Origin of the sequence: Pelomonas nitida (genome assembly GCF_043555975.1) — a bacterium.
In the GTDB taxonomy this organism is placed as follows: Bacteria; Pseudomonadota; Gammaproteobacteria; order Burkholderiales; family Burkholderiaceae_C; genus Pelomonas; species Pelomonas nitida.
In genome coordinates, this window is record NZ_JBIGIA010000016.1 from 95745 (window position 1) to 120429 (window position 24685).

Annotated in this window: 23 protein-coding genes and 2 pseudogenes; 6 read left to right on the forward strand and 19 right to left on the reverse strand. The window is 70.5% G+C overall.

The genetic code is table 11. From position 1 onward, the window contains the following. Positions 1-66: 66 nt before the first annotated feature. A complete protein-coding gene (locus tag ACG00X_RS19000) occupies positions 67-1116 on the forward strand; it encodes a LacI family DNA-binding transcriptional regulator (protein ID WP_394490394.1) in 1050 nt (349 codons plus the stop codon). A 27-nt stretch (positions 1117-1143) separates the two neighbouring features. Here the strand turns inward: ACG00X_RS19000 and ACG00X_RS19005 are convergent, their stop codons facing one another. From ACG00X_RS19005 to ACG00X_RS19060, 12 genes are all read right to left on the reverse strand, one after another. Continuing rightward, positions 1144-1683, reverse strand: coding sequence for a DUF805 domain-containing protein (locus tag ACG00X_RS19005; protein WP_394490396.1), 540 nt, complete (start codon positions 1681-1683; stop codon positions 1144-1146). Between the two features lie 37 nt (positions 1684-1720). Then, entirely contained in the window at positions 1721-2164 is a 444-nt protein-coding gene (locus tag ACG00X_RS19010) for a hypothetical protein (RefSeq protein ID WP_394490398.1), read from the reverse strand. Positions 2165-2184: 20 nt separating this feature from the next. Then, positions 2185-3549 carry a DUF58 domain-containing protein gene (locus ACG00X_RS19015; protein WP_394490400.1) on the reverse strand — a complete coding sequence of 455 codons (1365 nt, stop codon included), beginning with the start codon at positions 3547-3549 and terminating at the stop codon, positions 2185-2187. A 5-nt stretch (positions 3550-3554) separates the two neighbouring features. After that, positions 3555-4541 (reverse strand): AAA family ATPase, encoded by a 987-nt coding sequence (locus ACG00X_RS19020; RefSeq protein WP_394490402.1) that lies wholly within the window; start codon positions 4539-4541, stop codon positions 3555-3557. After that, positions 4538-5731 carry a DUF4350 domain-containing protein gene (locus ACG00X_RS19025; protein WP_394490404.1) on the reverse strand — a complete coding sequence of 398 codons (1194 nt, stop codon included), beginning with the start codon at positions 5729-5731 and terminating at the stop codon, positions 4538-4540. Before ACG00X_RS19025 ends, ACG00X_RS19020 begins: the two co-directional genes overlap by 4 nt. After that, positions 5728-6462, reverse strand: a complete 735-nt coding sequence (locus ACG00X_RS19030; protein ID WP_394490406.1) for a DUF4129 domain-containing protein — start codon at positions 6460-6462, stop codon at positions 5728-5730. Before ACG00X_RS19030 ends, ACG00X_RS19025 begins: the two co-directional genes overlap by 4 nt. Next, the gene (locus tag ACG00X_RS19035) at positions 6449-7195 is read right to left on the reverse strand and encodes a hypothetical protein (RefSeq protein ID WP_394490408.1); all 747 of its coding nucleotides are present in this window, start codon (positions 7193-7195) and stop codon (positions 6449-6451) included. The genes ACG00X_RS19030 and ACG00X_RS19035 overlap by 14 nt, the downstream gene beginning before the upstream one ends. Further along, positions 7185-8150 (reverse strand): stage II sporulation protein M, encoded by a 966-nt coding sequence (locus ACG00X_RS19040; protein WP_394490410.1) that lies wholly within the window; start codon positions 8148-8150, stop codon positions 7185-7187. The genes ACG00X_RS19035 and ACG00X_RS19040 overlap by 11 nt, the downstream gene beginning before the upstream one ends. Further along, complete coding sequence (locus ACG00X_RS19045; RefSeq protein WP_394490412.1) at positions 8147-8803, reverse strand: RDD family protein; 657 nt, start codon at positions 8801-8803, stop codon at positions 8147-8149. The genes ACG00X_RS19040 and ACG00X_RS19045 overlap by 4 nt, the downstream gene beginning before the upstream one ends. A gap of 68 nt (positions 8804-8871) precedes the next feature. Beyond that, the gene (locus ACG00X_RS19050) at positions 8872-9390 is read right to left on the reverse strand and encodes an RDD family protein (protein WP_394490414.1); all 519 of its coding nucleotides are present in this window, start codon (positions 9388-9390) and stop codon (positions 8872-8874) included. Positions 9391-9552: 162 nt separating this feature from the next. After that, positions 9553-11157, reverse strand: coding sequence for a rhamnogalacturonan lyase B N-terminal domain-containing protein (locus tag ACG00X_RS19055; RefSeq protein ID WP_394490416.1), 1605 nt, complete (start codon positions 11155-11157; stop codon positions 9553-9555). A gap of 138 nt (positions 11158-11295) precedes the next feature. Next, on the reverse strand, positions 11296-12222 hold the full coding sequence (locus tag ACG00X_RS19060; RefSeq protein WP_394490418.1) for a hypothetical protein: 927 nt from the start codon (positions 12220-12222) through the stop codon (positions 11296-11298). Between the two features lie 665 nt (positions 12223-12887). On the opposite strand from ACG00X_RS19060, the gene fusA reads away from it, so the two are divergent. Beyond that, positions 12888-14906, forward strand: a complete 2019-nt coding sequence (gene fusA / locus ACG00X_RS19065; RefSeq protein ID WP_394490420.1) for an elongation factor G — start codon at positions 12888-12890, stop codon at positions 14904-14906. A gap of 129 nt (positions 14907-15035) precedes the next feature. Here fusA and ACG00X_RS19070 read toward each other — a convergent pair whose 3' ends face one another. The 3 genes from ACG00X_RS19070 to ACG00X_RS19080 form a co-directional block, all read right to left on the reverse strand. After that, the gene (locus ACG00X_RS19070) at positions 15036-16832 is read right to left on the reverse strand and encodes a pectate lyase family protein (protein WP_394490422.1); all 1797 of its coding nucleotides are present in this window, start codon (positions 16830-16832) and stop codon (positions 15036-15038) included. A 427-nt stretch (positions 16833-17259) separates the two neighbouring features. Then, positions 17260-19263: a DUF4832 domain-containing protein gene (locus tag ACG00X_RS19075; protein WP_394490424.1), complete on the reverse strand. Its 2004-nt coding sequence runs from the start codon at positions 19261-19263 to the stop codon at positions 17260-17262. Positions 19264-19372: 109 nt separating this feature from the next. Further along, a complete protein-coding gene (locus tag ACG00X_RS19080; RefSeq protein WP_394490426.1) occupies positions 19373-19741 on the reverse strand; it encodes a carboxymuconolactone decarboxylase family protein in 369 nt (122 codons plus the stop codon). On the opposite strand from ACG00X_RS19080, the gene ACG00X_RS19085 reads away from it, so the two are divergent. Both ACG00X_RS19085 and ACG00X_RS19090 read left to right on the forward strand, forming a co-directional pair. Continuing rightward, positions 19740-20150 (forward strand): hypothetical protein, encoded by a 411-nt coding sequence (locus tag ACG00X_RS19085; protein ID WP_394490428.1) that lies wholly within the window; start codon positions 19740-19742, stop codon positions 20148-20150. The genes ACG00X_RS19080 and ACG00X_RS19085 overlap by 2 nt on opposite strands. A gap of 117 nt (positions 20151-20267) precedes the next feature. Next, on the forward strand, positions 20268-21269 hold the full coding sequence (locus ACG00X_RS19090) for a hypothetical protein (RefSeq protein ID WP_394490430.1): 1002 nt from the start codon (positions 20268-20270) through the stop codon (positions 21267-21269). Positions 21270-21347: 78 nt separating this feature from the next. Here the strand turns inward: ACG00X_RS19090 and ACG00X_RS19095 are convergent. Together ACG00X_RS19095 and ACG00X_RS19100 are read right to left on the reverse strand one after the other, a co-directional pair. Next, positions 21348-21410, reverse strand: a pseudogene (locus ACG00X_RS19095) (hypothetical protein); the annotation flags it as partial. An 8-nt stretch (positions 21411-21418) separates the two neighbouring features. Further along, positions 21419-21640: a carboxymuconolactone decarboxylase family protein gene (locus tag ACG00X_RS19100; RefSeq protein WP_394490432.1), complete on the reverse strand. Its 222-nt coding sequence runs from the start codon at positions 21638-21640 to the stop codon at positions 21419-21421. Between the two features lie 346 nt (positions 21641-21986). On the opposite strand from ACG00X_RS19100, the gene ACG00X_RS19105 reads away from it, so the two are divergent. Together ACG00X_RS19105 and ACG00X_RS19110 are read left to right on the forward strand one after the other, a co-directional pair. Next, a complete protein-coding gene (locus ACG00X_RS19105) occupies positions 21987-22655 on the forward strand; it encodes a PEP-CTERM sorting domain-containing protein (protein ID WP_394490434.1) in 669 nt (222 codons plus the stop codon). 56 nt (positions 22656-22711) lie between these two features. Beyond that, complete coding sequence (locus tag ACG00X_RS19110; protein WP_394490436.1) at positions 22712-22987, forward strand: hypothetical protein; 276 nt, start codon at positions 22712-22714, stop codon at positions 22985-22987. Between the two features lie 34 nt (positions 22988-23021). Here ACG00X_RS19110 and ACG00X_RS19115 read toward each other — a convergent pair whose 3' ends face one another. Next, on the reverse strand, positions 23022-24263 hold the full coding sequence (locus ACG00X_RS19115; RefSeq protein WP_394490438.1) for a sensor domain-containing phosphodiesterase: 1242 nt from the start codon (positions 24261-24263) through the stop codon (positions 23022-23024). 304 nt (positions 24264-24567) lie between these two features. Continuing rightward, a pseudogene (locus ACG00X_RS19120) lies at positions 24568-24685 on the reverse strand (IS5/IS1182 family transposase); the annotation flags it as partial.

Genomic DNA, 24685 nt, shown 5'->3' on the forward strand with positions numbered 1-24685 from the left:
GGCTGTGCATGGGGCCGAAGGCGATGGCGGGGCCGCCTACACTCGCGCCACCGCCCGCCGCCCCGCATGAACGCCCCACAGCCGCCCGCCAAGAAAGCGCCTTCCCACCGCGCCGAGGGCCCGGTCACGCTGGAACAGGTGGCCGAGCTGGCGGGGGTGTCGCCCAGCACGGTGTCGCGCATCCTCAACGGCACGGCCGCCGTCAGCCAGATCAAGAAGGACGCCGTGCAGGCGGCCATCCAGGCGCTGGGCTTTCGCCCCAACCCGGTGGCACGCGGCCTGGCCGGCGGGCGCACGCTGTCCGTCGGCGTCGTCACGCAGATCATCTCCAGCCCCTTCTACGGCGAAGCGCTGCTGGGCATCGAGCGCGAGCTGGAGCGCGCCGGCTACGTGCCCATGTTCGTCTCCGGCAACTGGCACGAGGACGGCGAGCGCAAGGCCATCGCCACGCTGCTGTCGCGCCGCGTGGACGGCGTCATCGTGCTGGCGGGCCGCATGGCCGATGCCGAGCTGGCGCGCATCTCCGACACGCTGCCGGTCGTCGTCGTCGGCCGCCAGCTCAGCGGGCCGCAGCTCTTCAGCTTCGGCTTCGACAACCGCGAGGGCGGGCGGCTCGCAACGCAGCATCTCATCGACCAGGGCCACCGCCGCATCGCCTTCATCGCGGGCGACCTGCTGCATGACGACGCCGTCGAACGCCAGAAGGGCTACTTCGAGGCGCTGGCCGCCGCCGGCATCCCGCAAGACCCCGACCTCATCGTGCAGAGCGACTACACCGAGGCCGGCGGCCTGCAGTCGGTGAGCCGGCTGCTGGAGCGCAACACGCACTTCACGGCGCTGTTCGCGTCCAACGACCAGATGGCCATCGGTGCCTGCCTGGGCCTGCACCGGTGCAACCTGCGCGTGCCCGACGATGTCTCGCTCGTCGGCTTCGACGACCTCGTGCTGGCGCGCTACGCCATGCCGCCGCTCACCACCGTGCGCCAGTCCGTCTACGAGATCGGCACCGAGGCGGCCAAGGCCATGTTGGACATGCTGCGCGGCAATGCCCCGCAGGCCGCGCTGCCCGGGCCCGAACTGGTGGTGCGAGAAAGCACACGGCGCCTGCCGCGTTGAGCGGCAGGGCCATGGGCTGACCGCCAGTCAGCGCTGACCGGCCTGCTGCGCCGCGCGCGCCTTGGCGGTGTAGATCGCGTACTGGGGAATGGCGATGGCCGCCAGGATCCCGATGACACAGACCACCGGCAGCACCACCGCCAGCAGCCGCACGCCCCAGGTGTTGGACGGCGGCGGCGCACCGAAGCGATTTGCGCCCTGGGTGCCCGGCACGACGATGAAGGCCAGGCCGACCAGCGGGATGAAGCCCAGCAAAGACCACCAGCCGCTCAGGTCCGCGTCGTGGCATCGCTTGATGCCGCTGACCATGGTGAACCAGACCAGCGCCACGAGGAGCGCCAGCGTCGCGACCATGGTCAGCACGGGCGACGTGATCGTGAGCGCCGTCACCACCGAAATGGCGATGCCGTAGACCATGGAGGCACCGGTCACATAGGCCAGATAGCGCAGCCGCCCGATGCGCCCCTGGTGGGAAAACAGCCGCAGTTCCGCCGCCGGCTCGTCCGGCGTCAGATCGGCCACCCGGGCGCGCGGCGGTGCATAGTGGTTCAAGGTGTGGTCGTTCATGGTTCCTCCTGGATGAATCGTTATCAGTGGCCCCTGCTCACCGCAGGCTGCGGCGCAGCCAGAGCCAGGCGCAGAAGCAGAACACCTGCAGCTCCAGCGCCCAGATGCCCACGGCCTCGACCGGAATGGGCAGCCCGACGAAGCGCCAGGTGAACAGCGCGACATGCAGCAGCAGCGGCACGAACACCCAGCGCGAGCGCAGCGCCAGCAGCGCCCCGGTGGCCAGCATGCACAGTTCCAGCGCCAGCCGGGGCCAGGGGTTGTAGGCCGGCAGGATGATCATGCTGTCGGTATAGAAACGCCAGTTGGCCACCAGCGCCCAGGCGCGCCACGCGCCGAAGCCCAGCAGCAGGGACGACACCAGCCAGCGCAGCAGCATCGGCACCGGCAAGCGGGCCGGCACAGCTGCGGCCGCCGGCAGCGCTGGGTCGGCCACGTCGGCACCCGGCGCTGCATAGCGGTTGGTGGCCGGCGCGCTCACGGCGCCCTCTTGCGCGGCAGTCACAACCACCCCGCCCGCTTGACCTGGTGATACCGGTTCACCAGCGTGGCGGCCAGCGCGCGCGGCTCCACGTCGATGGAGAGCTTGTCATGGTCCACCACGCGCGCGAAGGCGTCATGGCGGGCTTGCGACAGCAGGTGCGCGCTCGCCACGGTCACGGCGTCGTCGGCGCTGGCCACCGGCTGGTTGGCCAGGCGCCCCAGCGCCGTCTCGCGCAGGCTGGCCAGCAGCACCAGGTGGCGCTTGCGCAGCAGGCGCAGCGCGGGCTGCAGCTCGGGCGAGTCCTCGTCGCGGAAGTTGGTGAGGATGATGACCAGCGAGCGGCGCCGCAGCCGGCGCGACAAGGCCTCGGCAGCGGCGAGGTAGTCGGAGTGCTGGCCGCCGGGCTGCAGGTCGTGCATCTTGTTCATCAGCGCGTTGAGCGTGGCCATGCCCTTGCGGGGCGCGAAGTCGCGGCGCGCGCCCTCGTCGCCACCGAAGGTCATCGCGCCGACCTCGTCGCCCTCGGTCAGCGCGACATAGGCCAGCAGCATCAGCGCGTCCAGCGCGTCGTCGAAATGGCTGTTCTCGCCGATGTCGGCGGACTGCTCGTCGGCACGCATGCGCCGGCCGCAGTCGAGCAGGAACATCACGCACTGGTCGCGCTCGTCCTGGTACTCGCGCACGACCGGGCGGCGCTGCCGCAGCGAGGCCTTCACGTCGAGGTGGCGCAGCGGGTCGCCGCGCCGGTACTCGGCCAGCTGCCGGAAGTCCGTGCCCTGGCCGCGCTGCACGAAGTCCTTGATGCCGATCTGCGCCAGGCGCCGGTCGCCCGACAGCCAGGCATAACGCGCCAGCGCCGCGAAGTTCGGGTACACGCGCAGGCTGCGCGCCTCGCCCAGGCGCTCGCGCACCTCGAACAGGCCGGCGCGGCTGCGCCACAGCAGCTGCGTGACACCCAGCTGCACCACGCCGCGCTGGCGCGCCGTCACGTGGAAGCTCACGGTGCTGCGGGTCTGCGGCCCCACGCGCAGGCGCCACGGCAGGCCGGTGAAATCGAACACCGGGTCCAGCTCGTCGAACACCTGCAGCTGCCAGCCCAGCCGCCCCGGGTTCACGAGGGCCAGCCGCAGCTCCGTCGTCGCACCGATCGCGAAGGCCGCCGGCAGGCGGCGCTCCACGCGCAAGCCGCCCTGCGCCCACAGGCGCCGGCTGCGCCACAGGTCCAGCGCCGCCAGCGCGAGCAGCAGCCCCAGCGCGCCCAGCACCAGCGGCATCACGAGCGACAGCGGCGCCCCCAGCCCCAGTGCCAGCGACGCGGCCACGCACAGCAGCGCGGGCACGGCGATGCAGGCCCGCGTGGGCAGGACGACGCGACGGGCCATGGGTTTCAAAGCCGCGGCGCCTCCACGCTGTCGAGCGCGGCCTGCAGCAGCTCGTCGATGTCACGGCCCTCGATCTGCGCGTCAGGGGCCATCGTCACGCGGTGGCGCAGCACGGCCAGCGCTTGCGCGGCCACGTCGTCCGGCGTGATGAAGTCGCGGCCGTTGATGAGCGCCATCGCGCGGGCCGTGCGCACCAGCGCCACGCTCGCGCGCGGCCCGGCGCCCACCTCGATGCCAGGCCAGTTGCGCGTGGCCCGCACGACGCGAACGGCGTAATCGATGACCTTGGCGTCGGCATGCACCTGGCCCGACAGGCGCTGCAGCTCCAGCACCTGCACGTCGTCCAGCGCCGGCTGCACGGCGTCCAGCGGCAGCTCGTGCCCGGCACGCCCGGCCGTGACCAGTTGCACCACGGCGGCCTCTTCGTCGTGCGTCGGGTAGCCGATGCGGATGTGCAGCAGGAAGCGGTCCAGCTGCGCCTCGGGCAGCGGGTAGGTGCCCTCGGTGTCCACCGGGTTTTGCGTGGCCATGACGAGGAAGGGGCGCGGCAACGGCAGCGTCTGGCCTTCCAGCGTGGCCTGGTATTCCTGCATCACCTCCAGCAGCGCACTCTGCGTCTTGGCCGGCGCGCGGTTGATCTCGTCGGCCAGCAGCAGGTTGGTGAACACCGGCCCCTGGCGCACGCGCAGGCGGCCCAGGCCGGTGCCGGTGCCGGTGTCGTCCAGCACGCTGTGGCCGATGACGTCGGCGGGCATCAGGTCGGGCGTGAACTGCACGCGGGCGTAGCGCAGCCGCAGGGCCTGCGCCAGCGCGCGCGCCAGCAGCGTCTTGCCCAGGCCGGGCACGCCTTCCACCAGCACGTGGCCCGACGCCACCACGGCCACCAGCATCTGCTCCACGACCGGAGCCTGGCCGACCACGGCCTTGCCGATCTCGCTGCGCAGCGCGTGCAGCCATTGGGCGGCAAGCTTCAGTTCCTCGGGCTTGATCATGGGGTTCGTCTTTCGTCAGAAGGTCTCAGGAGCCGTCGCCGGGCGGTCTCCAGCAGGGGCAGATAACGCAGCAGTTGCACGCGCGTGCAAAAGCGCGTGGACAGCGCCGCCAGCAGCTCGTCGGCCGGCAGGTCGGCAGCCGCCGCGATGACACGCGCGCGCTCCGGCACCGGCAGCTGGCGGTATTTGGGCAGCCGGCGTGCGGCCGCGTCTTCCAGCGCGCGCTGCTGTGCGCCGAGCAGGGCCTCGTGGCCGCTGCGCAGCAGATAGGCCCCCAGGCCGCGCACCTGCTCCGAGATGGACCGGCGCAGGCGCGGCGCTGGCGCCAGCCAGGGGCCGAAACGCACCGAGGCCCGCCACAGCGCGGCAGCCAGCGCCAGCGCGCCAGCCACGATGGCCACCAAGCCCTGCCGCCACAGCCAGGACAGCAGCGATTCGCGCTTCTCCTGCACATAGAACCACGCCGTCGCCCCCGGCTCGGCCTGCACCGCCGCCGCCAGCAGCAGCGCGTGGTCGCACCGCAGCACCGACGGGTTGTGGAACAGGTGGGCCTGCGCGCTCAGCACCGTCACGCTGCCCTGGCCGAGCGGCAGCCGCAGCGCCTGCGTGATGCGGGTGGGCTGCGTCCCCGTGAGCTGCCAGCTCGGGGCATGGCCGGCCTGCGGCGCCAGCGTGCGGTGCAGTGGCAGCGCGTTGCAGGCCAGCAGCGTGCCGGTGTCGCCCCACAGCGGTGGCGACGACACCAGCGGCATGCGGATGTCTGTCTCGCTCCTTTTCGGCGGGCGCGGCGAGCGGCGCGCGCCCTCGTCCGGTTCCTCGTCGTCGACGGGCACCCAGGCGGCGAGCGGCGAGTCGGCCCAGTCCGCGCCGCGCATCAGCACCAGATGCCCGCCCTGCCGCACCCATCGCTGCAGCTGCTCGCCGAGCGCGGGCCGCAGCTGCCAGTCGGCCGACATCAACACGAGGCGCGCGCCGCGTGGCGGCAGCACCTCGAGCGATTCGCGGTGCTCGACGGTCATGCGCAGCTGACGCAACAGCCGCTCGGCGGCATAAAGCGGGTTGTCCAGCGCTTCGCCGATGGCGGCGCGTGGCCGGCTTTCCTCGACCCATTCGGTGTTCAACGCCAGCCACCAGCCACCCAGGGCCAGGCCCAGCCCGGCGAGCAGCCAGATCAGCACCTCGCGCCTCATGCCGCCCGCCCCGCCGCTGGCGCGGGCAGTTGGGTGTCGAAGCCCTGGCACAAGGTCTGCACGGCGTCTGGTGCCAGCTGGCGCTGCGCATAGGCCACCGTCTGCCAGCCCAACACCAGCTGCACGAGGAAGGCCTGAGCCGGCGGCTGCAGGCGCTGGGCCGCCAGCGCCAGGCATTCGCGCTCGGTGCTGGCTGCGCGGATGGGCACGCCCAGACCGTGCACCAGGCGCGACAACGCACCGCGGTACAGCAGCGACAGCGCGGCCCGCTCCTCGCCACGCTGCCACAGCGCCCAGGCAGCCGCGCCGATGTCGGCCGGCAGGCTCTGCGGCCGGATGTCCAGCGTGCCCACATGCGTGGGCGGCACGGCCGCCAGCGTGCCGGCACGAGCACCCGCTCCCAGCCAGTCGCGCAGGCGCAGCAACACCCAGATCAGCAGCGCGGCACCCACCAGCCAGATCGCGATGCGCATACCGAACGAGAGGCTGCGGATCAGGTTCAGCCACCAGTTGGCGTCGTCCTGGTTGCGCGCCTGCTCGCGCTCGTCAGCCTGCTTGAAGCGCAGCGTGCGGTGCTTCTCGGTGCCCGGCAGCAGCGGGTCTGCCACGACGGCGCTGGCGGCGGCACGCACGGCGCTCGCGCTCATGGCCGGCGCCGCCGGCTGGGCTAGCACACCGGGCGACGCGAGGCCCAGCACGGCCGCGAGCAGCAGCGCCTCACGCAAACGCATGGCGAAACTCCTGCTCGATATCCCAGGCCTCCAGCGCCACACGCCGGTTCAGATACATCGCAAATCCGGCCGCCACGTAGAAAGGCTCCAGGAACAGCACGACGGCCATGTAGCTCAGCGCGACCACCAGGTCCAGGCCCAGCTGGCCCGCCGCATGCGCGCCCGGGTGGAAGAACCAGTCCCACACATCCGCATTGCTGCTCGCTGGCGCGAACCACCACAGCAGCAGGATCGCGCCGTAGCACAACGCTGCCTCGGCATGCGTGAAGGCCGTCTGCAGCGCCGTGGCCGCACCGCGGTTGCCATTGAGCAGCAAACGCCGGCGCCGGCGCCGCTCGCTGCCGCGCTGCGCCTCCAGCTGCTCGATGGCCTGCGTGTAGGCCCGCCATGGCGAGAAGCGCCGCCACAGCAGCGTGCGCAGCAGCTGGCCGCCCCAGACATGCCGGCGCGCGCGCCACAGGTCGCGCCACCGCGTGGCCTCGCCGAACACGGCGCGCGACAGCACGAACAGCAGCGTGCGGTCCAGCCAGGGCTTGAGCCAGAACACGATGAGCATCGGCAGCCAGCCCACCGCGTCGACCGTGCACAGCGCCAGCACCGCCACGACGGCATAGACCGGCCCGAAGCAACGCCAGATGGAGCCCGCGTGCTGGCGCACCAGCGCCGCGCCGAGGTCGCAGGCCTCGCCCTGGCTGCGCGGCCGCAGCGTGACCGCCAACCCGTCAACGCGCATGCGAACCTCCACGCCCCAGCAGCAGCCAGCCCAGCACCAGCGCCCAGCACAGAGCCGCCACGCCGTACTTGACCGGCGGCGCGATCCACGCCGCACTGGACCAGAAGGCCTCGAAGGCAGCCGCCACCAGCAGCAGGAAAAACGCCGCATAGACGAGCGGCACCGCCGCCAGCGCGGCCGTGCGCAGCGCGTCCAGCCGTGTCATGCGCCCCGGCGCCAGCCAGCCCATGCCGACGCGCAGCCCGGCCGCGCCGGCGAGAACGATGCCCGTCAGCTCGAACGCCGAATGCGTGACGACGAAGGGCCAGAAGTTGTGCCCCAGCCCCACACGCGTCAGGTGGCCGGCGACCGCGCCAATCGCCAAGCCGTTGTAGACCATCACCAGCGCGCTGCCCACCCCGGCCAGGATGCCGGCGCCAAAGCAGCGGAAACCGATGCCGACGTTGTTGAGGATGTAGAAGCCGAACATCTGCCAGTCGCCATCGGCCTCGCGCACACGCCCCAGCGCCTTCTTGCCATCGCCGTACATGGACTCATAGTTCCGCAGCTGGGCGGCATCCATCAGCCGCAGCGCGAAATCGGGCCCGTGATGCGCCAGCAGGAAGGACAGCAGCAGCGGCAGCCCGAACAAGGCCAGCGCCAACCACACATAGCGCCGCTGGGCCCGCACGGCGCGGGGCAGCTCCTCGCGCAGCAACGTGCCGAGCCGGCGCAGCCCGTAGTCCTGCCGGCGATAGATGAGCTCGTGCGCCTCCTGCGCCAGCGCTTCGAGCCGTGCCACGAGGTGCATCGGGTAGTCGCGCGACCGGGCCAGCGCCAGGTTCTCGCAGATACGCCGGTAGCGCGCGGCCAGCAAGGCGCCGTCCACGGGCTTGCCCTGGCGCGCCAGCTTGAGCTGGGCGTCGAACTCGTCCCAGCCTGCGGCGTGGTCGGCCTCGAAACGCAGCGGCGTCATTGGCGCCTCCCCATCAACCATTGCGCCACGCCCAGCAGTTGCGCCACCACGTCACGCGGGCGCCCCGGCGATGGCTCCGGCGGCAGCGCCGGCGCGGCCAGGCGCGCCAGCTCCTCGAAGCGCGCCGGCGTCAGCCGCTTGGCGCGGCCGGCCCACGACAGGATGGCCGCCTGCTCGCGCGCATGCAGCGGCCGCGCCGGTGCGAGCGGCGTGACCGCCGGCGGCGCGTCGTGCAGCACGACCGGCCGCGCGTGCACGACCAGCGTGCCCGCCGCCAGGTCGCCCAGCCGCTTGCACTCACGGTTCAGCAGCATCGACACGATGCCGATGCCATAAGCCAGCGGCAGGAAGTCGGCCACGCGCAGCAGGTTGCGGATGAACGATGCCGCCGGCGTCACCGGCAGCCCGGTGTCCATGACGACGCGCAGACCCAGCGCACGCTTGCCTGGCGTGGCGCCACCCTTGCGCAGCTCGAACACGATGGGGTAGAGCCACTCCACGCTGAACAAGCCGATCATGATGAAGCCGCTGCCGAAGCGCCCCCAGGCGCCGAGGATGAGCACCAGCGCCAGGTCGATGCCGAACCGGATCAGCAGATCCAGCAGGAAGGCCATCGTCCGCGCGACCAGGCCGGCCGGCTGCAGGGACAGCACGATGCCTTCGGGCGTCTCGACGAGCGCCAGCGTGTCGGCCCGCTCACGCGGTGCCGTGTGGGGCGCGCTCAGAGTTTGATCACCTGGGTGTCGGCGATCGTGTCATGCAGGCATTTGCGCGACGACCGGAAGACCAGCAGCGAATCGACCAGGCCATAGACCATGACGACCACGACGTTCAGGTTGAACAGCATGCCGATGCCGTAGCGCAGCCCCAGCAGCCGGAAGGCGTCGGGCCGCGAACCGTCGGGGCGCACGATGCGCAGCTTCATGATGATCTTGCCGATGGTCTGCCCACGCGTGAGCAAGGGCCAGCCCTGCAAGGCCAGGAACACCACCGCACCGACGGCCAGCGACCAGGGCGTCAGCGACCAGATGTTCTTCGACACCGCATCGGTCTGCGCCTGGAACAGCTGTTGGATACCGGGGATCAGGCCGATGACCCAACCCACGCCGCCACCGATCAGGCTATCCACGATGACCGCGATCAGCCGCTCGCCACGACCGGCCAGCACCTGCTCGCCCGTCGCGAGATCCTCCACGTGCGCCTGCGGCGGTGCAAACCGCGCATCCACTGCATCCGACATGCCCTGCTCCCTGGAACTTTGGGACGTATTCTGCCCTCCGCTCGCCGGGCGTCGGATTGGTGTTCTTACCAGCGAAGGGCGTGCCCGCCCCTACGTGACGGGCGTTAGGCAAGCCGCCTACACGCCCTTGAGCAGGCGCGGCGCGCGAGGGGGCGTGCCGCGTCAGTACATGTCCACGCAGTCCACGGCGAAGCCCGCACTGAGGAAGGCCGAGCTGCCGCTGCCCGAGGCCGCGTTGATCGTCAGCGTGTTGGTGCCCGCCACCAGCGCGCTGGCCGGCACGCTGTACGTGAACGTCGTGTTGTTGCCACGGTAGGTGCCGATGGTCAGCGAGCGCGAGTCCGGCTGCGTCGACGGCGACGGCACGCTGGACGTCCAGCTGTTCACGGTGATCTGCGGGCGCGCATTGGCATAGGCGGCCGTGAGGCCGATGCGCACCGTGCGCGCGGCCAGCTGGGCGCTGGTCAGCGTGAAGGTGATCTTGGTGCCGCTGTTCACGCCCTTCCAGATCGCCGCCGGGAACTTGTTCGTCGCGCTGCCCACGGCGTAGGTCACCGGCCCCCAGGACGGGTTGCGGGCATCCGACGGGTGGCGCACGTTGAAGGTCTGCCCGCTGAGGAACTCCAGCGGCGTGCCGTCCCAGTTGCCGACGCGCCAGAGCGCCGGCTGGCTCGACGGGTCGGCGGTGATGGCGCGCGTGTTCAACGTCGTCGTGCCGCCACTGCTGACCGACACCTGCTCCGTGTAGACACCCAGTTCGCCCTTGTAGACCGTCATCGTGTAGGTGCCCGGCTTCATGTTGGACACGCTGACCGCCCCGCTGCCCGACGCCGTGCCCCAATACTGCGCCGTCCCGTTGGCGAAGCCCACCGTGTAGGCGTAGGCCGTGTCCATGCCGGACAGACCATTGAGCACCACCTTGCCACGGCCGCTGACCCAGCCCTGCAACCCCAGCCCCGACATCCAGCCCATGTCGGGTGCGGACGGCGTGGCGCCGCTGGTGAAGACCAGCGCGTAGGGGCCGTGCAGGCCCATGCGCTGCGACTCGGTCTGGTTGTGGCCCGAGTTCATGTAGTTGTAGAGCTCGGTGTCGGTGCCGCTCTGGTTCTGGATGTCGCGGAAGAACGGCCCGCCCGACGCCGACTCGCGGCTGCCATAGGCCATGAACACGCCGACGCCGCTGCCCGTCACGCCGCGCACCGAGAGATCCTTGGCGCGCTGGTTGCCGTAGTACTTGGAGCGGGTCGTGCCGTCGCTCATGCCGAACACATCGCTGCTCTCGATGGCACCGGTGTTCCCGCGCAGGTTGGACTCCGCCGGCACGCCGGTGAACACGCTGCCGTTGAGCCGCGTGATCCAGCGCAGTTCACCCACACCGGGTTCGGCCGTGATGTACGTGGCCATGTAGATGACGTTCTCATTGCGGCGCACCACCATGTAGTGCGTCAACGTCGATGTTGAGATCGTGATCACCGCCGTCGTGCCCGACGGCGACAGCGCATAGGTGGCCGCCGCGCCCAGCCCCGAACTGATGTGGGAGAACTTCGTCTGACCCTGCAGCTCGGCGCCGCCGTTGTATTTGATGGAGGTGATGTCGCCGCTGGTCTTGCTGACCTTGAAAACCAGGCCGGCGCCGGTGTCCACCGTGAGTACGCCGCTGGCGTCCGTCACGCCCCAGGCGGCCAGCGCCGTCGAGGAATAGCCACCAGCAAGGGCTGCCGCGAGCCCGAGCGCCGCCAGCCGGCGCCGCGAAACGTCGTGAGTCATGCTTGTCTCCTGTCGTTGTGGTTCGCGTGCCGGCCGGGAGGCCGCCGCATGCCGCAGCGCTACCGTCGCGGTCCAGTGCAGTCTAGGAATCAGGGCCATCGACCGCCCTCGGGCCCGCTACCGAGAAACGGCATTCGCTCAAGGACTTGATTGATTGGCGGCACAACCGGCCGCCTCTACGGCCGCCGCTACGGGCACAGCCGGCGCGGGCGGCGGCGGCAGGTCGACCCGGCCCAACTGCCGTGCCAGCTCGGCGCCCTGCTGCCAGCCCGCGCGCGAGTCGCCGGCCTCCAGCATCAGCGCGGCGGCGTGCGCGCAGGCCGCACCCACTGGATGGCCCGGCCCGTAATGGCCACACATCACGGACAGCACGGCCGCAGGCGCCACCGGTGCCGCCCAGTCCTGGCCCAGCCACGGCTGCAGCACGGCCTCGCGCTGCGCCGCCGACAAGCCCGGCGGCAGCGCCCGGCCGATGCGCTCGGCCGCCGCCTGCGGCTGCTCGCGCCAGTAGCGCGCCGCCGCCAGGCCCTGCCAGGCCTCGTCGGACGCCGCCGGGCTTTCATCCAGCCAGGCCAGCCAGTGCAGTGCGTTGTCGGGCTCCAGCTGCAGCCGCGCCTGCAGCAGCTCGCGCCGGCAAACCGGGTCGGCACAGGCGCTGCCGGCCCAACGCAGCGCCAGGGCGTCCTGCGACTGCAGCGCCGCCTGCCGCACCTGGGCCGCCCAGGGTGTCAGCGCGGCCGCATCGTCAGCCGTGGGGCGCTGCAACAGCAGGGCCAGCACCTGGTCGCCCGGCGGGCCGCTCGACAGCGTGGCCGGCACCCGCTGCTGCACCATCCCCCGCTCATGGGCGCCCAGCGGGGCCGACGGCTCGCAGGCCGGCGCGGGCGTCGACGCAGCAGCGACGGCGGCCGGCTGTGCCACCACCAGCGGAGGCGGCGCCTGCGGCAGCACCGGGACCGGCGAATGCATGGCGGGCGAGTCGGCGGCTGGCCGGCCCGGCCACGCCACCCAGGCCGCGAGCACCGCGAATGCAGCCAGGGCCAGCAGCAACGAACGGATGGACATGGCCGGTATTGAAACCTAGTCCAGCGAATCAGTGAAATCGGTGGTGCGCAGGGGGCAGGCCGGGCTGGCGGCTAGGCGCAGCGCGCAGCCAAGGCTGGCCGCCTTGGCAAGCGCTGCAACGACGCGGCCGGCCCGGCCTGCCCCCTGCCCGAAGGGTGAGCCCCTAGCCAGCCGCACTCCGCGTTGCAAGCGCTTGCCGGGTGCCTACACGCCTGCGCGCTTGCGCCTTGATTCCGACTGGCCAGGGGCTCACGCACCACCAATTTCACTGATTCGCTGGACTAGCCGCGCGTCGCCAGATAACCCCACAAGCCCCAGGTCTCCTGCGGCCGCTGCACAATCGCGCCCATCATGAAGCTCAACCACACGACCCAAGCCCGCATCACTCCTTGAGGCGTCTTCGACCGTGTTCGGAAGGCGCACTCACCGCCTTCCGGTTCAGCACCAAGCAACCCCGGCAGGCTCGCACCTCCCGGGGTTTTGTTTTTCCTGAACCGAGTTCCACCATGTTCACCCGCACCTTCGACAAGCTGATCGCCACGATTCCCGAGCGCCGGAGCGCGGCTCGGCTGTGCCTGTCGCGTGCGCGCTTCGGCGTCCTGCCTTCGCGCTGACCCCGTGATTCCGATCCGGGGTTGGCAACACACCCCGAATCAGGAATCACCATGAACTCCAACAACACCCTCCGCAACCTGCGCAACATCGGCGTCATCGCGCACGTCGACGCGGGCAAGACCACGACCACCGAACGCATCCTGTTCTACACGGGCGAAAACCATCGCATCGGCGACGTCAACGACGGCAACACCGCGATGGACTTCGACCCGCAGGAACGCGCGCGCGGCATCACCATCCACAGCGTGGCCACGACCGTGCACTGGCAAGGCACGCAGATCAATCTGATCGACACGCCCGGACACATCGACTTCAACCTCGAGGTGCGCCGCTCGCTGCGCGTGCTGGACGGCGCCGTCGTCGTGTTCGATGGCGTGGCCGGCGTGGAGCCGCAGACCGAGACCAACTGGCGCCTCGCCGACGAGTACCGCGTGCCGCGCCTGGCCTTCGTCAACAAGCTGGACCGCACGGGCGCGGACTTCCATCGCGTCGTCGCGTCCCTGGAAGACCGGCTCGGCGTGCGCGCGCTGCCGTTGCAACTGCCCATCGGCGCGGAGGCCGAGTTCCGCGGCGTGGTGGACCTGCTGACGATGCAGGCCCTCGTGTGGGACCGCGACGACGCCAAGGTGCCGCCGCGCGTTGCCGCCATCCCGCCCGAGCTGCTGCCCGCCGCCCAGGCCGCCCGCGCGCGCCTGCTGGAAGCCGCTGCCGAACTGGACGATGCGCTGCTGGACGCCTGGCTGCGCGGCGCCGAGCTGCCTGTCGATGCACTGCGTGCGGCGCTGCGCCGCGGCACCATCGCGGGCGCCTTCGTGCCCGTGCTGGCCGGCTCGGCCTTCCGCAACCGTGGCGTGGAGCCGCTGCTGGACGCCGTCGTGGCCTACCTGCCGGCTCCCGGTGAAGCGCCCGGCGCCGCGGCGTCCGAAGGCCCGCTGTCGGCCCTCGCGTTCAAGCTGACCGCCGACGACCACGGCGCGATGGTGTTCGTGCGCGTCTACAGCGGCACGCTCAAGCGCGGCGACACGGTGTTCAACGCCAGCACCGGCAAGCCCGAGCGCGTGGCGCGGCTGTACGAGATCCACGCGGACCGGCGCGTCGAGCGCGACGCACTCGTCGCGGGCGACATCGCCGGCGTCGTCGGCCTCAAGGACGTGCTGACCGGCCACACGCTGGCGGCCACCAAGGACGCGCCGGTGCTGGAGAGCATCGCCGTGCCCGCCGCCGTCATCGACGTGGCCATCGAGCCGCGCCAGCAGGCCGACGCCGCAGCCCTCGCCAAGGGCCTGGGTGTGCTCGTCCGCGAGGACCCGTCGCTGCGGCTGCGGCAGGACGCCGACTCGGGCCAGACGCTGCTGTCCGGCATGGGCGAGCTGCAGCTCGAAGTGGCCGTGGAGAAGCTGCGTTCGCGCTTCGGCGTGGACGTGGCGGTGGGCCGCCCGCAAGTGGCCTACCGCGAGACCATCACGGCGCCGGCCGAGGTGCGGCATGTGCATCGCAAGCAGAGCGGCGGCCCCGGCCAGTTCGCCGAGCTGACGCTGCGCATCGCGCCGCTGCCGCGCGGTGAGGGCTTCCGTTTCTCGAACACCGTGGTGGGCGGCGCCATTCCGCGCGAGTTCATCCCGGCGGTGGAAGCCGGCCTGCGCCAGGCCGCGCAGGCCGGGCCGTTCGCTGGCCACCCGCTGGTGGACTTCGAGGCGGTGCTCGTGGACGGCAGCGCGCATGTGCGTGATTCGTCGGCGCTGGCCTTCGAGCTGGCGGCGGCCCACGCGCTGCGGGAGGCCGCGCTGAAGGCGGCGCCCGCCGTGCTGGAGCCCGTGATGGCCGTCGAGGTGGTCACGCCGGCCGAGTCGGTGGGGGACGTCATCGGCGACCTGCTGCGCCGACGCGGCCAGGTGCAGGGCCAGGACGCACGCGGCAATGCCGTCGTCGTGACCGCGCACGTGCCGCTGGCGCGCATGTTCGGCTACATCGGCCAGTTGCGCGCACTCAGCTCAGGGCGCGCGCAGTTCACGATGCAGCTGAGCCACTACGCCGAAGCGCCGGCGACATCGGCCACGCTGGCCGCGTGACGGGAGGCGGGCCACCGGAAGGTGGCCCGCCTTTTTTTGCGCGGAGCCTCGCTCAACAAAAAAGCGCCCTGGCGCGAATGCCCCAGGGCGCTTGTCCGTCATGCCACCGCCGCGCAGTGGCGCTGACTATCAGTACAGCTGGAACTCGGCGATCGCGGCCGGGGCACGCGACTTCACCACCACGAGCCGGACACGGTCGGTGTTGATGCCGGAGAAGCTGATGGCCTTGTTGGCGCCGACGGTGGAGCCGGTCTGCAACCGGACCCAGGCACCGCCACGCACGTACTCGACCCGGTAGCTGGTGATCTGGGCGCCGACTTCGCTGAAGGCGATGCGACGCACCGTCTTGGCCTGGGGCAGCTTGACCTCGATCCATTCCTCGGCGGAGCCCAGGGGCTGCCACACCGTGGACAGTTGTCCGTCCACGACGTTGGCGGCACCCGCCTGCGCGCCGCTGCTCGAGGCCGAGGCCGTGCCGGCGAGGGCCAGGTTGCCGCCCGGCGCCGGGGCGGGCGACGGTGCCGGTGTCGGCGCGGGGGTGGGCGCAGGCGTCGGAGCCGGTGTGGGCGCGGGCGTTGGGGCCGGCGTGGGCGCCGGGGTCGGAGCGGGCGTGGGGGCTGGCGTAGGAGCCGGGGTCGGGGCCGGTGCAGGAGCCGGCGATGGCGACGGCGCGGGTGCCGGTGTGCTGCCGTCGGTGCGGATGTCGAGCTTGCCGGCGCCGACGTTGATGACGGCGTTGGCCTTGACCTCTGCCGCTGTCTTCAGCGTGTAGGCATAGGGCGGCGTCCAGCCGATGGCGCTGCTCAGGCCGCAGCTCATGTCCACGGGCGTTCCGTTGAACACCGTGCCGGTGTTCTTGTAGGTGGAGCCACCCTTCTTGTCGACCAAGGTGCAGATCTTCTCGATCTTCAGGTTGGCGATCTCCAGCACATTGTTCTCGGCGAGCAGAGCCGACTCCACGCCAACGCCATGCACGGCGTCAAGCGGGTACTCGGGGTGCTTCATGTCGCCGATGTGCAGGTTGTTGTAGGCGTGCACCTGCCCGTAGCGAACGCGCGGAGCGCGCTGACCGATGTTCTCCCAGACGTTGTCGTGGAAGGTCACCTTCAGCTTGTTGCGGTCCGTCGTCTTGCTGTCGCTGGAGCCCACGAGGTCCGTCTTGTCGTGGTTCTTGAAGTAGGTGTTGGAGACGGTGACGTAGTTGGAGCCGTTGGTCACGTCGATGGCGCCATCGTGGTGAACGTGGCCGGGCGTCTGGCCCTTGGTGCGGCTGCCGTCGGTCAGCGTCAGGTGGTCGGCCCAGACGTTGGTGGCGTTGTTGATGATCTGGATGCCGTCGTACTCCGCATCAGCGGATCCCGGAGGCGCCACGTCCCAGGGGTTCTCGATGGTGAGGTTGCGGATGATGACGTTGCTCTTCACCCCCTCCTTGCCATTGATGCGCAGGCTGGCCGCCAGCAGACCGGCCGCCGGCGTGGTGCCGATGATGGTGGTGTTGGGCGGGATGTCGACACGGCCGCGCGCGATCTGGTCGGCCGCGCTGGTGTACTCGCGGCCCTCACGGAAGTCGATGGTGGCGGTGATGCGCAGGATCTTGGGGCGGTCGCCCGCCGCCAGCGCGTCCACGAAGGCTTGGCGGGTGGCGACTTCATAGACGTCGCCCGCTGCCGCAGCCGCGCCGCCGGTCGTGCCGCCGTTCTGGCCCGCCCAGCCGTCATTGGGAGCGGCTTCGCGCTCGGTGCTGGTGCCGCTGGCACCGGTGCTGTCGAGGGCCGATGTGACCGCCAGCGGCTTGGCGAGATTGCCGGTGCTGCTTTGGGCCTGAGCATCGGTGTTGGCGGAGGTCGATTCACCGCCTCCGCAAGCCGTCAGTGCGGCCACGGCAGAAGCCACGGCCAGGGCAGAGCAAGTCAACTGGAAGCGCATGAAAAAGGTCTCCGAGAAGGGGGGCACGAGAATGCGCGCAGCGTACGTGGCGGCCTCCCGGCAGCTCGTAACCGAGCCCACGGAATCCGTAAGCTGCTGTTTGCCTGCCGGGCATCCGCGAGAGGCAATGCCGATCACCCAACGCGTTATTTGCTTCGTCCGTGAGGAGAATGTCGCGCATCGGGCCGACTTTGCAATTGGTCACCAATTTGCAAGCGAGCGGTCACGGCCTCGATGAACGCGCGGCGAGCGGCTGATTCGCCCCCTGCCCCGACAAGGGAGCGTGACAAGGCGAGGATCGAATGCATCGTGGCAACCGGCCCTGGCGCGCAGGCACTGCATCGACCGAGGGCTGGATGCCCCGCCACGGCGCCATGACGGCTGCACGTCAGGGCGGGCTGGCCGGCAGCGCGAACGCTGCGGACGGTCAGCGGATGGTCAGCGACGTGCCGGTGCGGAAGGCGCCGAGCGTGGTGTCCCAGGCCTGCGCCTTGGCGCTGTTGTCGGCATTGGCGGGGCGAACGCTGTAGCGCACATCGCCGGCCAGCGAGGCCGCGCCATCGGGCAAGGCCAGCAGCACATCGTAGGCACCGGTCGCCGTGCCGGCCGGCACGGCAAAGGCCGTCGACACGGTGCTGGTGGCACCGGGCAGCCACGCGCGCGGGTCGACCGCCGACAACGGGATGCGGACGACGGCGCCGCTGCTGCGGTGCTTGAGCACCAGTTGCAAGCCACGCGGATTGAAGGCGCGCGCCCAGCCGCTGTTGCGCACGGTCAGCAGCAGGTCTCCCGACTGCCCGGCCGCCACGGCGGCGCTGTGCCGCAGCGTCGACAGCTCGAAGCGGTAACCCATGCTGCGCCGCACCTCGGCCATGCAGCCCTGCTGCTCCCAACGCACATGGAAGGTGTCGCGGTAGTAGTCGTTGTTCAGGTAGGTGAGCCCGAACTGGCGGCCCTCGGCGAGGATGTCGCCGCAGCTCGTGCGAGCCACGGCCCCTTGCTCGTCGGCGGGGTTGCAGGTCTCACCACCAAAAGGCGCCACCTGCGACAGCGACGCGATGTAGTTGCGCTCGGTCTGCCGCGTCGCGGCGTTCTCGCTGTAGGTGCCGACATCGGTGGCCGAGGCCAGGAAGCAGTCGTTGTGCGCGCCGATGCGCGACGCCACGGAGCCATCGCGCCAGCTCGGCACCTGCGGCGCCCACGCCATCAGGTAGGCCGGGTAGCGCAGCTGCAGGAAGCGATCGGCCGGCAACGCGGCCAGCAAGGCATCGCGGATCTGCGTGCGCGCGCTGACGGCGGTGAGGTTGTTGGACGAGGTGTGCCATTCGCCCCAGGCGCCGACGAAGCCGGCCTGCAGATAGGCGATGACGTCGGCATTGGCCACCAGCAGCGGCTTGAGCTGCTCGATGTGCGCCAGCACGCGCGCCAACGGCGCGTCCTTCACGTTCTGGTATTCGGTCTCGCTGGCCGGGTAGTTGTAGAGAAAGCGCGGCACCAGTTTCAAACCCGAGCGGCGCGCGATGGCGAAGCCGTTCGTCAGCTGCGTCAGCACGCTGGCCGGCAGCACGGCGTTGGCATAGGCATCCAGGCGCACCGGCGCGTAGACGACGCGGTAGCCCGCCTTGAATTGCTCGTCCGCCTGAGACTGCGTCCATTGCAGCAGGTTGTCGGCCGCCCAGGTGTAGAAGCCGCGCTCGGGGTTGGCGATCTCGGCCGTGCTCACGGTGAAGCTGGTTTCAGCCGGTGTGGGGGCCGGCGTCGGCGCAGGCGTAGGAACCGGCGCGGGGGCAGGTGTGGGTGCGGGAGCCGGTGCTGGCGTGGGGGCCGGGGTTGGCGCAGGCGTCGGTGCGGGCGCCGGGGCCGGCGTGGGCGCAGGGGCCGGTGCGGGGCCTGGTGTCGGCGCCGGCGCGCCGGCGGGCAAACGCCACACCTGGTTCGCGTTGCCGCTGTTGCACGTCGTGACAGAGAAGGCCACCTTGCCCAGCTGCGTTGGAGCTGTCAGGCACAGGTTGTTGGCCGCGAGCTTGAGCAAGGCGGTGGTGCTGCCCGCCAGCGGCACCAGCGAGAAGCGCTGGCGCGCCTGGCTGGCCTGGCAACCGTTGAGCTCCACGAAAGCGCCGTTGCTGCTGCCGGTGGCGGCCACGCACAGGCCGGACGACGCGTGCTTCAGCGTGTAGATGCTGCTGCCGGCACTCACCGGCACGAGGCTGAAGTCCTGCCCGGCGCCGCCCTTGCAGGCGGCCAGGCGAATGTCCCAACTGTCCAGCTTGGCTTCCAGGCAGGCACCCGTTCGCTGCGCGACCCAGGGGGCGGCTGCGGCCGTCGACGGCAACGTGGCGAGCAGCAGGGAGCCGACGCCGCGGGCCCGCGGCGCGACCCATCGGGTGGCACGGTTCATGTGCGGCGCGGGGCAGCGAGTCAGGAATTTCACGAGCGCTCCAGAAATGGCAAGGATGCAGCGCCAACAGCCAGGCAGCGTTACGCAATGTGTGCGACGGCCCGTTCACGCGATGAGCCGCAACAACCCGCCATCGGCGAGCTCAAGCCCCCGCGTCGACCACCTCAGCCGCCGCGCGGAAGGCATCCACCGCCGCCGGGAAGCCGCAGTAGACGCTGGCGTGCAGCAGGATCTCCTGCAGCTCCTGCACCGTGACGCCGTTGTTCAGCGCGCCGCGCACATGCGTCTTCAACTCGTGCGTGCGCCCGAGCGCCACGAGCATGGACACCGTGACGATGCTGCGCGTGCGCAGGTCCAGCCCCGGCCGCTGCCAGGTGTTGCCCCAGGCATGGCGGGTCACCAGCTCCTGCAGCGGCGCGGTGAAGGGCGTGGCCTTGTCCAGCGCCGCATCGACATAGGCATCGCCCAGCACGGCGCGACGGGTGGCGAGGCCTTGGGGGTCGAGGTCCATGAACAGCTCCATCAGTGGTGCGGGGCAGCATAGCGAAGGCCGGCGCCATCGCACGCTGGGAGCGCTGGGGTTGCAACCCCAGCCTACCGAGCTGGCGGCGGCGGCCGCGCTGCGCGAGGCCGTCATGCGGGCGGCTCCCGTGGTGCTGGAGCCGGTCATGGCCGTCGAGGTCATCACGCCGGCCGAGTCGCTGGGCGACGTCATCGGCGACCCGCTGCGCCGCCACGGCCATGTGCAAGGCCAGGACGCCCGTGGTAGCAACGTGGCGGTCGTGACGGCGCACGTGCCGCTGAAGCGCGTGTTCGGCTACATCAGCCAGCGGCGTGCGCTCGGCTCGGGCCGGGCGCAGTTCACGATGCAGCTGAGCCATTACGCGCAAGCGGCGGCGAGGGCAGCCCTGGCCGCTTGAACCCCGGCCGCCGCGTGGCATCGTTCACTCGGGCAGGGGCAAATCGGGACCGGATCAGCATTGACAGGCCACCAGAATCCGCCCCTTTGGAATTTCCATCCCGATGCCGGAAAGCGCATGTTCTCGATAGTCGTCTACGCCCTCCTGCTCGGGCTTTGCTTCACGCTGTTCGTGCTGCTGATGTGGCAGCGCGAGGCCAAGAGCAGCACGCGCGCGCATTCGTGGCGGCTCGGTCACGAGCAGGGCCGGGCACAGGCCAAGGCGGCTTACGCGCAGCAGGTTCAGCGCATCACGGCCTACGAGCAACTGCTGCAAGGGCATCTCGGCGGCGTCGGCAAACGCCTGGCCGACACGCGCGAGGTGGCCGAGTTGATCCAACGCCACGCCCCGGGCCTGCTCAAGGAAGCGGACGGGCTGGCCCATCTGCTGCACGGCAACGACGAGTTCCTGAGCCAGCTGCTCAACGTCTATGTGGCGGCCGACCAGGACGCCGCCAACGCTCAGCTGCGCGCCGCGGCGCGTCGGCCGGCCGGCGTCTACGCCGATGTGTTCGAGGCCGCCGGCGTGGCCGCGCCAGGCAGCATCGTCGGCAAACATTTCGGGCTGGCACTGGAAGCCGGCTTGCTCGTCATCCGGGCCACCGGGCAGCACGGAGGTTCCGGCAAGATCACGCTGGCACGGCGCGACCTGGAACGATTCTTCAACGACCTGGCCGCCAAGCCCCGAAGCCTGGGCGAAGAGCTCGCCGCTGCCGTCACCTGCCGGGGCCTCTATCGCGTGGACATGCACGGCGATGCACGCCTCGGGCAACTGGTGGTGGAGGTCGCCGCCCCTTCCAGCGGGCGGCTCTATCTCGGCGCGCCACAGCAGGAAGAGGAACCGCTGCGCGAGCTCAAGTCCCTCAAGCGTGCCAGCCTGCGGTTGCTGGAAGACGAGGCGAAGTCGACGACCCGCCGGACGGCCGCGCAGCGTGCCCGCATCTTGCGGCGCGATGCGCTACTGGAGCACCTGCCTGAGAGCGGCCTGTGCGGCAGTTGCGAGGGCGACGTGACGATGCGCCTCCGCTTGGGTGACAAGCCGATGTGCTGCCCGCTGTGCGGCACGCGCTGGGCCGACTGACGCCCCCCTGCCGGACGCACCCGCCGGGCGGAAGGCATCCACCGCCGCCGGAAAGCCGCAGTAGACGCTCGCATGCAGGAAGATCTCCTGCAGCTCCTGCAGCTCCTGCACGGTCACGCCGTTGTTCAGTGCGCCGCGCACATGCGTCTTCAGCTACTGCGTGCGCCCCAGCGCCACCAGCATGGACGCCGTGGCGATGCTGCGCGTGCGCAGGTCCAGCCCCGGCCGCTGCCAGGTATTACCCAGGCGTGGCGGGTGACGAGCTCCTGCAGCGGCGCCGTAAACGGCGTGACCTTGGCCCGCGCCGCGTCAACGTAGGCATCGCCCAGCACGGCACGACGGGTGGCGAGGCCTTGGGGGTCGAGGTCCATTGGGGGCTCCTTCGGGGGTGCGGGGCAGCATAGCGAAGCCGGGCGCCCCGACTGCAGCGCATCACCCCTCCCCCGCCGCCCCTGCCACCCAGGGCGACCGAACGTCAATTTGCATCAAGCCGTAAGTCGTGCGTCGTGCCGTTCGCACCCCGTTCCACGCATCGCCCCACGCAGCTCGGCAGCTGCGCGATGCGAGGCCCCGCCGGCATTCACAAGTGCAGACAAACCCAACGTTCCGTGACACCCGCCTGGGCGATGAGCGCCGGCTCGCAACTCGACAGAATTCCCGCAGCGCCGCACATCCCGCTTCAGCAGGGGCAGCGCCATTGATTGAACCGCACACCGAATGAACGCCACCAAGTACATCCTGACGGCACTGACGCTCGCGAGCGCCATGCACTGCGCCAACGCTGCCACCGACAACCTCGTGGTCAACGGCGACTTCGAAAACGACGTCTACGGCTGGTCGGCATCGACCTCGGGCAACGGCTTCACGACCGTGTCCACCGTCTACATCTACGACCGCGGCGAGGGCACGCTGTACTCGTCGACCTTCGGCTTCCCCGCTTCGATGGGCTTGCCTGACGAGTCGCGCAGCGCCGCATGGCTTGGCTGCGGCTACTCCACCGGCTGCACGCCTGACGTCAATGAAGCCAGCTGGAGCCAGACGCTGAACACCGTCGCCGGCCAGACCTACAACCTGAGCTTCCTGCTGGGCGCGGCCTACGGCTCCACCTCTGAAGGCACCGGCACCGTCGACGTGCTGTGGAACGGCGTCAAGGTCGGCGGGCAGTCCTTCGCCGGCACGCTGGATACCCCGTACGGCTCCAGCTTCCAGATCGGCAAGCTGGTCGCGCAAGGCCAGGACGTGCTGCAGTTCCGCACGGCCAGCGGCACCGTCATCGGCCTGGACAGCGTGAGCGTCTCCGCCGTTCCCGAGCCCACCACCTACGCCATGCTGGCCGCCGGCCTGGCCCTGCTGGGCCTGCGTCGCCGGAGCAAGACTCGCGACTGAGTCGCCTGCAGGTCAGATCAGAGCGTCGGGCCGTCGATGGGCCCTAGACTCAACGCATGCCCGCCTACTTCAACACCTACGTCGACGAAGCGCAGTTGCTCGCCTACCGGGGCGCTGACTTCGATGAAGTCTGCTTGGCTGACCGCTCCGGTGAACCCGGCGCGCAAGTGTGGTGCTGGACGCGGCGCGAGGGCGACCGGTCCAAGGCCTCCTGGCTGCGGCTGATCGTCACCGTGGACGACAAGGACTCGGCAGCAGCCGTGGAGCGCGTGCGCGCCGCGCTGCAGCCGCAGCCCATGCCTGACCCGCAACGGACGGTGTGGATGCACTGACCCCGCAGGCCTGCGGCCGGCGTCGGTGCGCCAGTCAGTGCGCCGTACAGGCCTTCGCGTCCTGAAAATTCATGGGGCGCCCCAAGTGGTAGCCCTGCGCCCGGCCGATACCCAGCGTGCGCACCGCATCGAGCTCGGCCTGCGTCTCCACGCCTTCGGCCACGAGGCCGCATCCGGTCTCGCGCGCGAAGCCGCACAGCGCGGCCGCCAGCGCGCGGCGTGAGCGGTCCACGTCGATCGCGTGCGTGATGCTGATGTCGAGCTTGATGATCTGCGGGTGCAGGTCCAGCACGTGGCGAAAGCTGGCGTAGCCCGCGCCCGCATCGTCCACGGCAATGCGCAGCCCCTCGCGCTGCAACGGCGCCATGGCCTCGGCGACGGCCGCGTAGCTCGCGATGGCCTGGTGCTCGGTCACTTCCACGACGATGCGCTCCAGCGGCTGGCCACGCAGCGCCTCCGCCAGCGCACCCTGGATGATGAGCTCGGGCGATGCGTTCACCGTGAGGTAGACGTCGGCCGGCAGCTCGCCCAGGCGCGCCAGCGCGAGCCGTATCGCCTTGCTCTCCAACTCGACGGTGCGGCCGACCAGGCCGGCCTCCGAGAACCAGAGATCGGGCGTGCGGTAGGGGTCGCCGCTGAAGCGGGCCAGCGACTCGAAGCCGACGACGCGGCTCGTGTGGAGGTCGACGATGGGCTGGAACACCATGTGCAGCTGGTCGGACTGCAACGCGGCGTCGATGCGTTGCGCCGCCATGCGGCGCGCCTCGCTCGCGTTCAAATCCTCCTGGATCTGCGCGGCGGCCAGGTCGGCGAAGACCCGCACGACGTGCAGATCACGCGTGGTGAGGGTCAGGTCCGGTGCGTGGCTGAAACAGCAGAAGGTGCCGTAGATGCGCCCATCGGCCAGGCGGATGGGCACGCTCATGTGCGCACCGACCGGCACCGCCCGCGTGACGGGCAGCGTCAGCGCCTCGGCGTTGACACTGGCGTCGGGGATGAGCTCGGGCAGCCGGCCGTCGACGACGCGCACGCAGTAGCTCTCCTCGAGAGGATCGCCATCGCCGGGGCGGATCAGCAGCCGCGCCTCGCCGATGTCCACATGCCGGAACACGCGCCTCCCCCGCTCGAACTCCGAGATGAACGCGACATCCATGCCCATGTGCCTGCGAATCGCCTGCAGCAGGCGCGCCAGCGGTGGGCGATGGGCGGGTGTGGCGCCCGGAAGCGCAGACAGGCCTGCCAGGCCGTCGGCGACGTCCGCAAGTGGGGTGTGCATAGGCTTGTCTCCCTTGGCTGCACAGGGCCCGATACAGCTGTCGGGCCAACGCCCTCAGACGCTAGCGCTGTTTGCACATTCGATCAACTTCGCGTGCCGCGCCTACCGCTTCTGCTCGACAGCGACCCAACAACGCCAAGCCCCAAAGCCGGCTGGTGCTGGCTGTTCTTCACGCCTCCTTTGACCCCGCGCAACTGTTTGACCGGAGCGCAGCGGAGGGAGTTTTGCGCGGGGCCTCGACGAATACGCGGCTGGGCCTTGCCAGCAAGCCAAAGCAGCGAGCCGGGCGCCGCATTTAGAGCCGCTAACAAAATTCCGGCAAGGCGCGACAACAGATGACGCAGCAGGCCAAGCTCAACAGCGCCACATGAGTCTCGACGGCGCGCTCAAACCGGATGCGCAGCTTGCCAAACGCGGCCAGC

Coding starts and splice junctions, on each gene's coding strand:
- ACG00X_RS19070 (WP_394490422.1), bottom strand. CDS start 16,832: ATGCGCTTCCAGTTGACTTGCTCTGCCCTGGCCGTGGCTTCTGCCGTG.
- ACG00X_RS19035 (WP_394490408.1), bottom strand. CDS start 7,195: ATGCGCGTTGACGGGTTGGCGGTCACGCTGCGGCCGCGCAGCCAGGGC.
- ACG00X_RS19020 (WP_394490402.1), bottom strand. CDS start 4,541: ATGATCAAGCCCGAGGAACTGAAGCTTGCCGCCCAATGGCTGCACGCG.
- ACG00X_RS19115 (WP_394490438.1), bottom strand. CDS start 24,263: ATGCACACCCCACTTGCGGACGTCGCCGACGGCCTGGCAGGCCTGTCT.
- ACG00X_RS19050 (WP_394490414.1), bottom strand. CDS start 9,390: ATGTCGGATGCAGTGGATGCGCGGTTTGCACCGCCGCAGGCGCACGTG.
- ACG00X_RS19000 (WP_394490394.1), top strand. CDS start 67: ATGAACGCCCCACAGCCGCCCGCCAAGAAAGCGCCTTCCCACCGCGCC.
- ACG00X_RS19025 (WP_394490404.1), bottom strand. CDS start 5,731: ATGAGGCGCGAGGTGCTGATCTGGCTGCTCGCCGGGCTGGGCCTGGCC.
- ACG00X_RS19090 (WP_394490430.1), top strand. CDS start 20,268: ATGTTCTCGATAGTCGTCTACGCCCTCCTGCTCGGGCTTTGCTTCACG.
- ACG00X_RS19040 (WP_394490410.1), bottom strand. CDS start 8,150: ATGACGCCGCTGCGTTTCGAGGCCGACCACGCCGCAGGCTGGGACGAG.
- fusA (WP_394490420.1), top strand. CDS start 12,888: ATGAACTCCAACAACACCCTCCGCAACCTGCGCAACATCGGCGTCATC.
- ACG00X_RS19060 (WP_394490418.1), bottom strand. CDS start 12,222: ATGTCCATCCGTTCGTTGCTGCTGGCCCTGGCTGCATTCGCGGTGCTC.
- ACG00X_RS19080 (WP_394490426.1), bottom strand. CDS start 19,741: ATGGACCTCGACCCCCAAGGCCTCGCCACCCGTCGCGCCGTGCTGGGC.
- ACG00X_RS19030 (WP_394490406.1), bottom strand. CDS start 6,462: ATGCGTTTGCGTGAGGCGCTGCTGCTCGCGGCCGTGCTGGGCCTCGCG.
- ACG00X_RS19110 (WP_394490436.1), top strand. CDS start 22,712: ATGCCCGCCTACTTCAACACCTACGTCGACGAAGCGCAGTTGCTCGCC.
- ACG00X_RS19105 (WP_394490434.1), top strand. CDS start 21,987: ATGAACGCCACCAAGTACATCCTGACGGCACTGACGCTCGCGAGCGCC.
- ACG00X_RS19085 (WP_394490428.1), top strand. CDS start 19,740: ATGAACAGCTCCATCAGTGGTGCGGGGCAGCATAGCGAAGGCCGGCGC.
- ACG00X_RS19015 (WP_394490400.1), bottom strand. CDS start 3,549: ATGGCCCGTCGCGTCGTCCTGCCCACGCGGGCCTGCATCGCCGTGCCC.
- ACG00X_RS19055 (WP_394490416.1), bottom strand. CDS start 11,157: ATGACTCACGACGTTTCGCGGCGCCGGCTGGCGGCGCTCGGGCTCGCG.
- ACG00X_RS19100 (WP_394490432.1), bottom strand. CDS start 21,640: ATGGACCTCGACCCCCAAGGCCTCGCCACCCGTCGTGCCGTGCTGGGC.
- ACG00X_RS19005 (WP_394490396.1), bottom strand. CDS start 1,683: ATGAACGACCACACCTTGAACCACTATGCACCGCCGCGCGCCCGGGTG.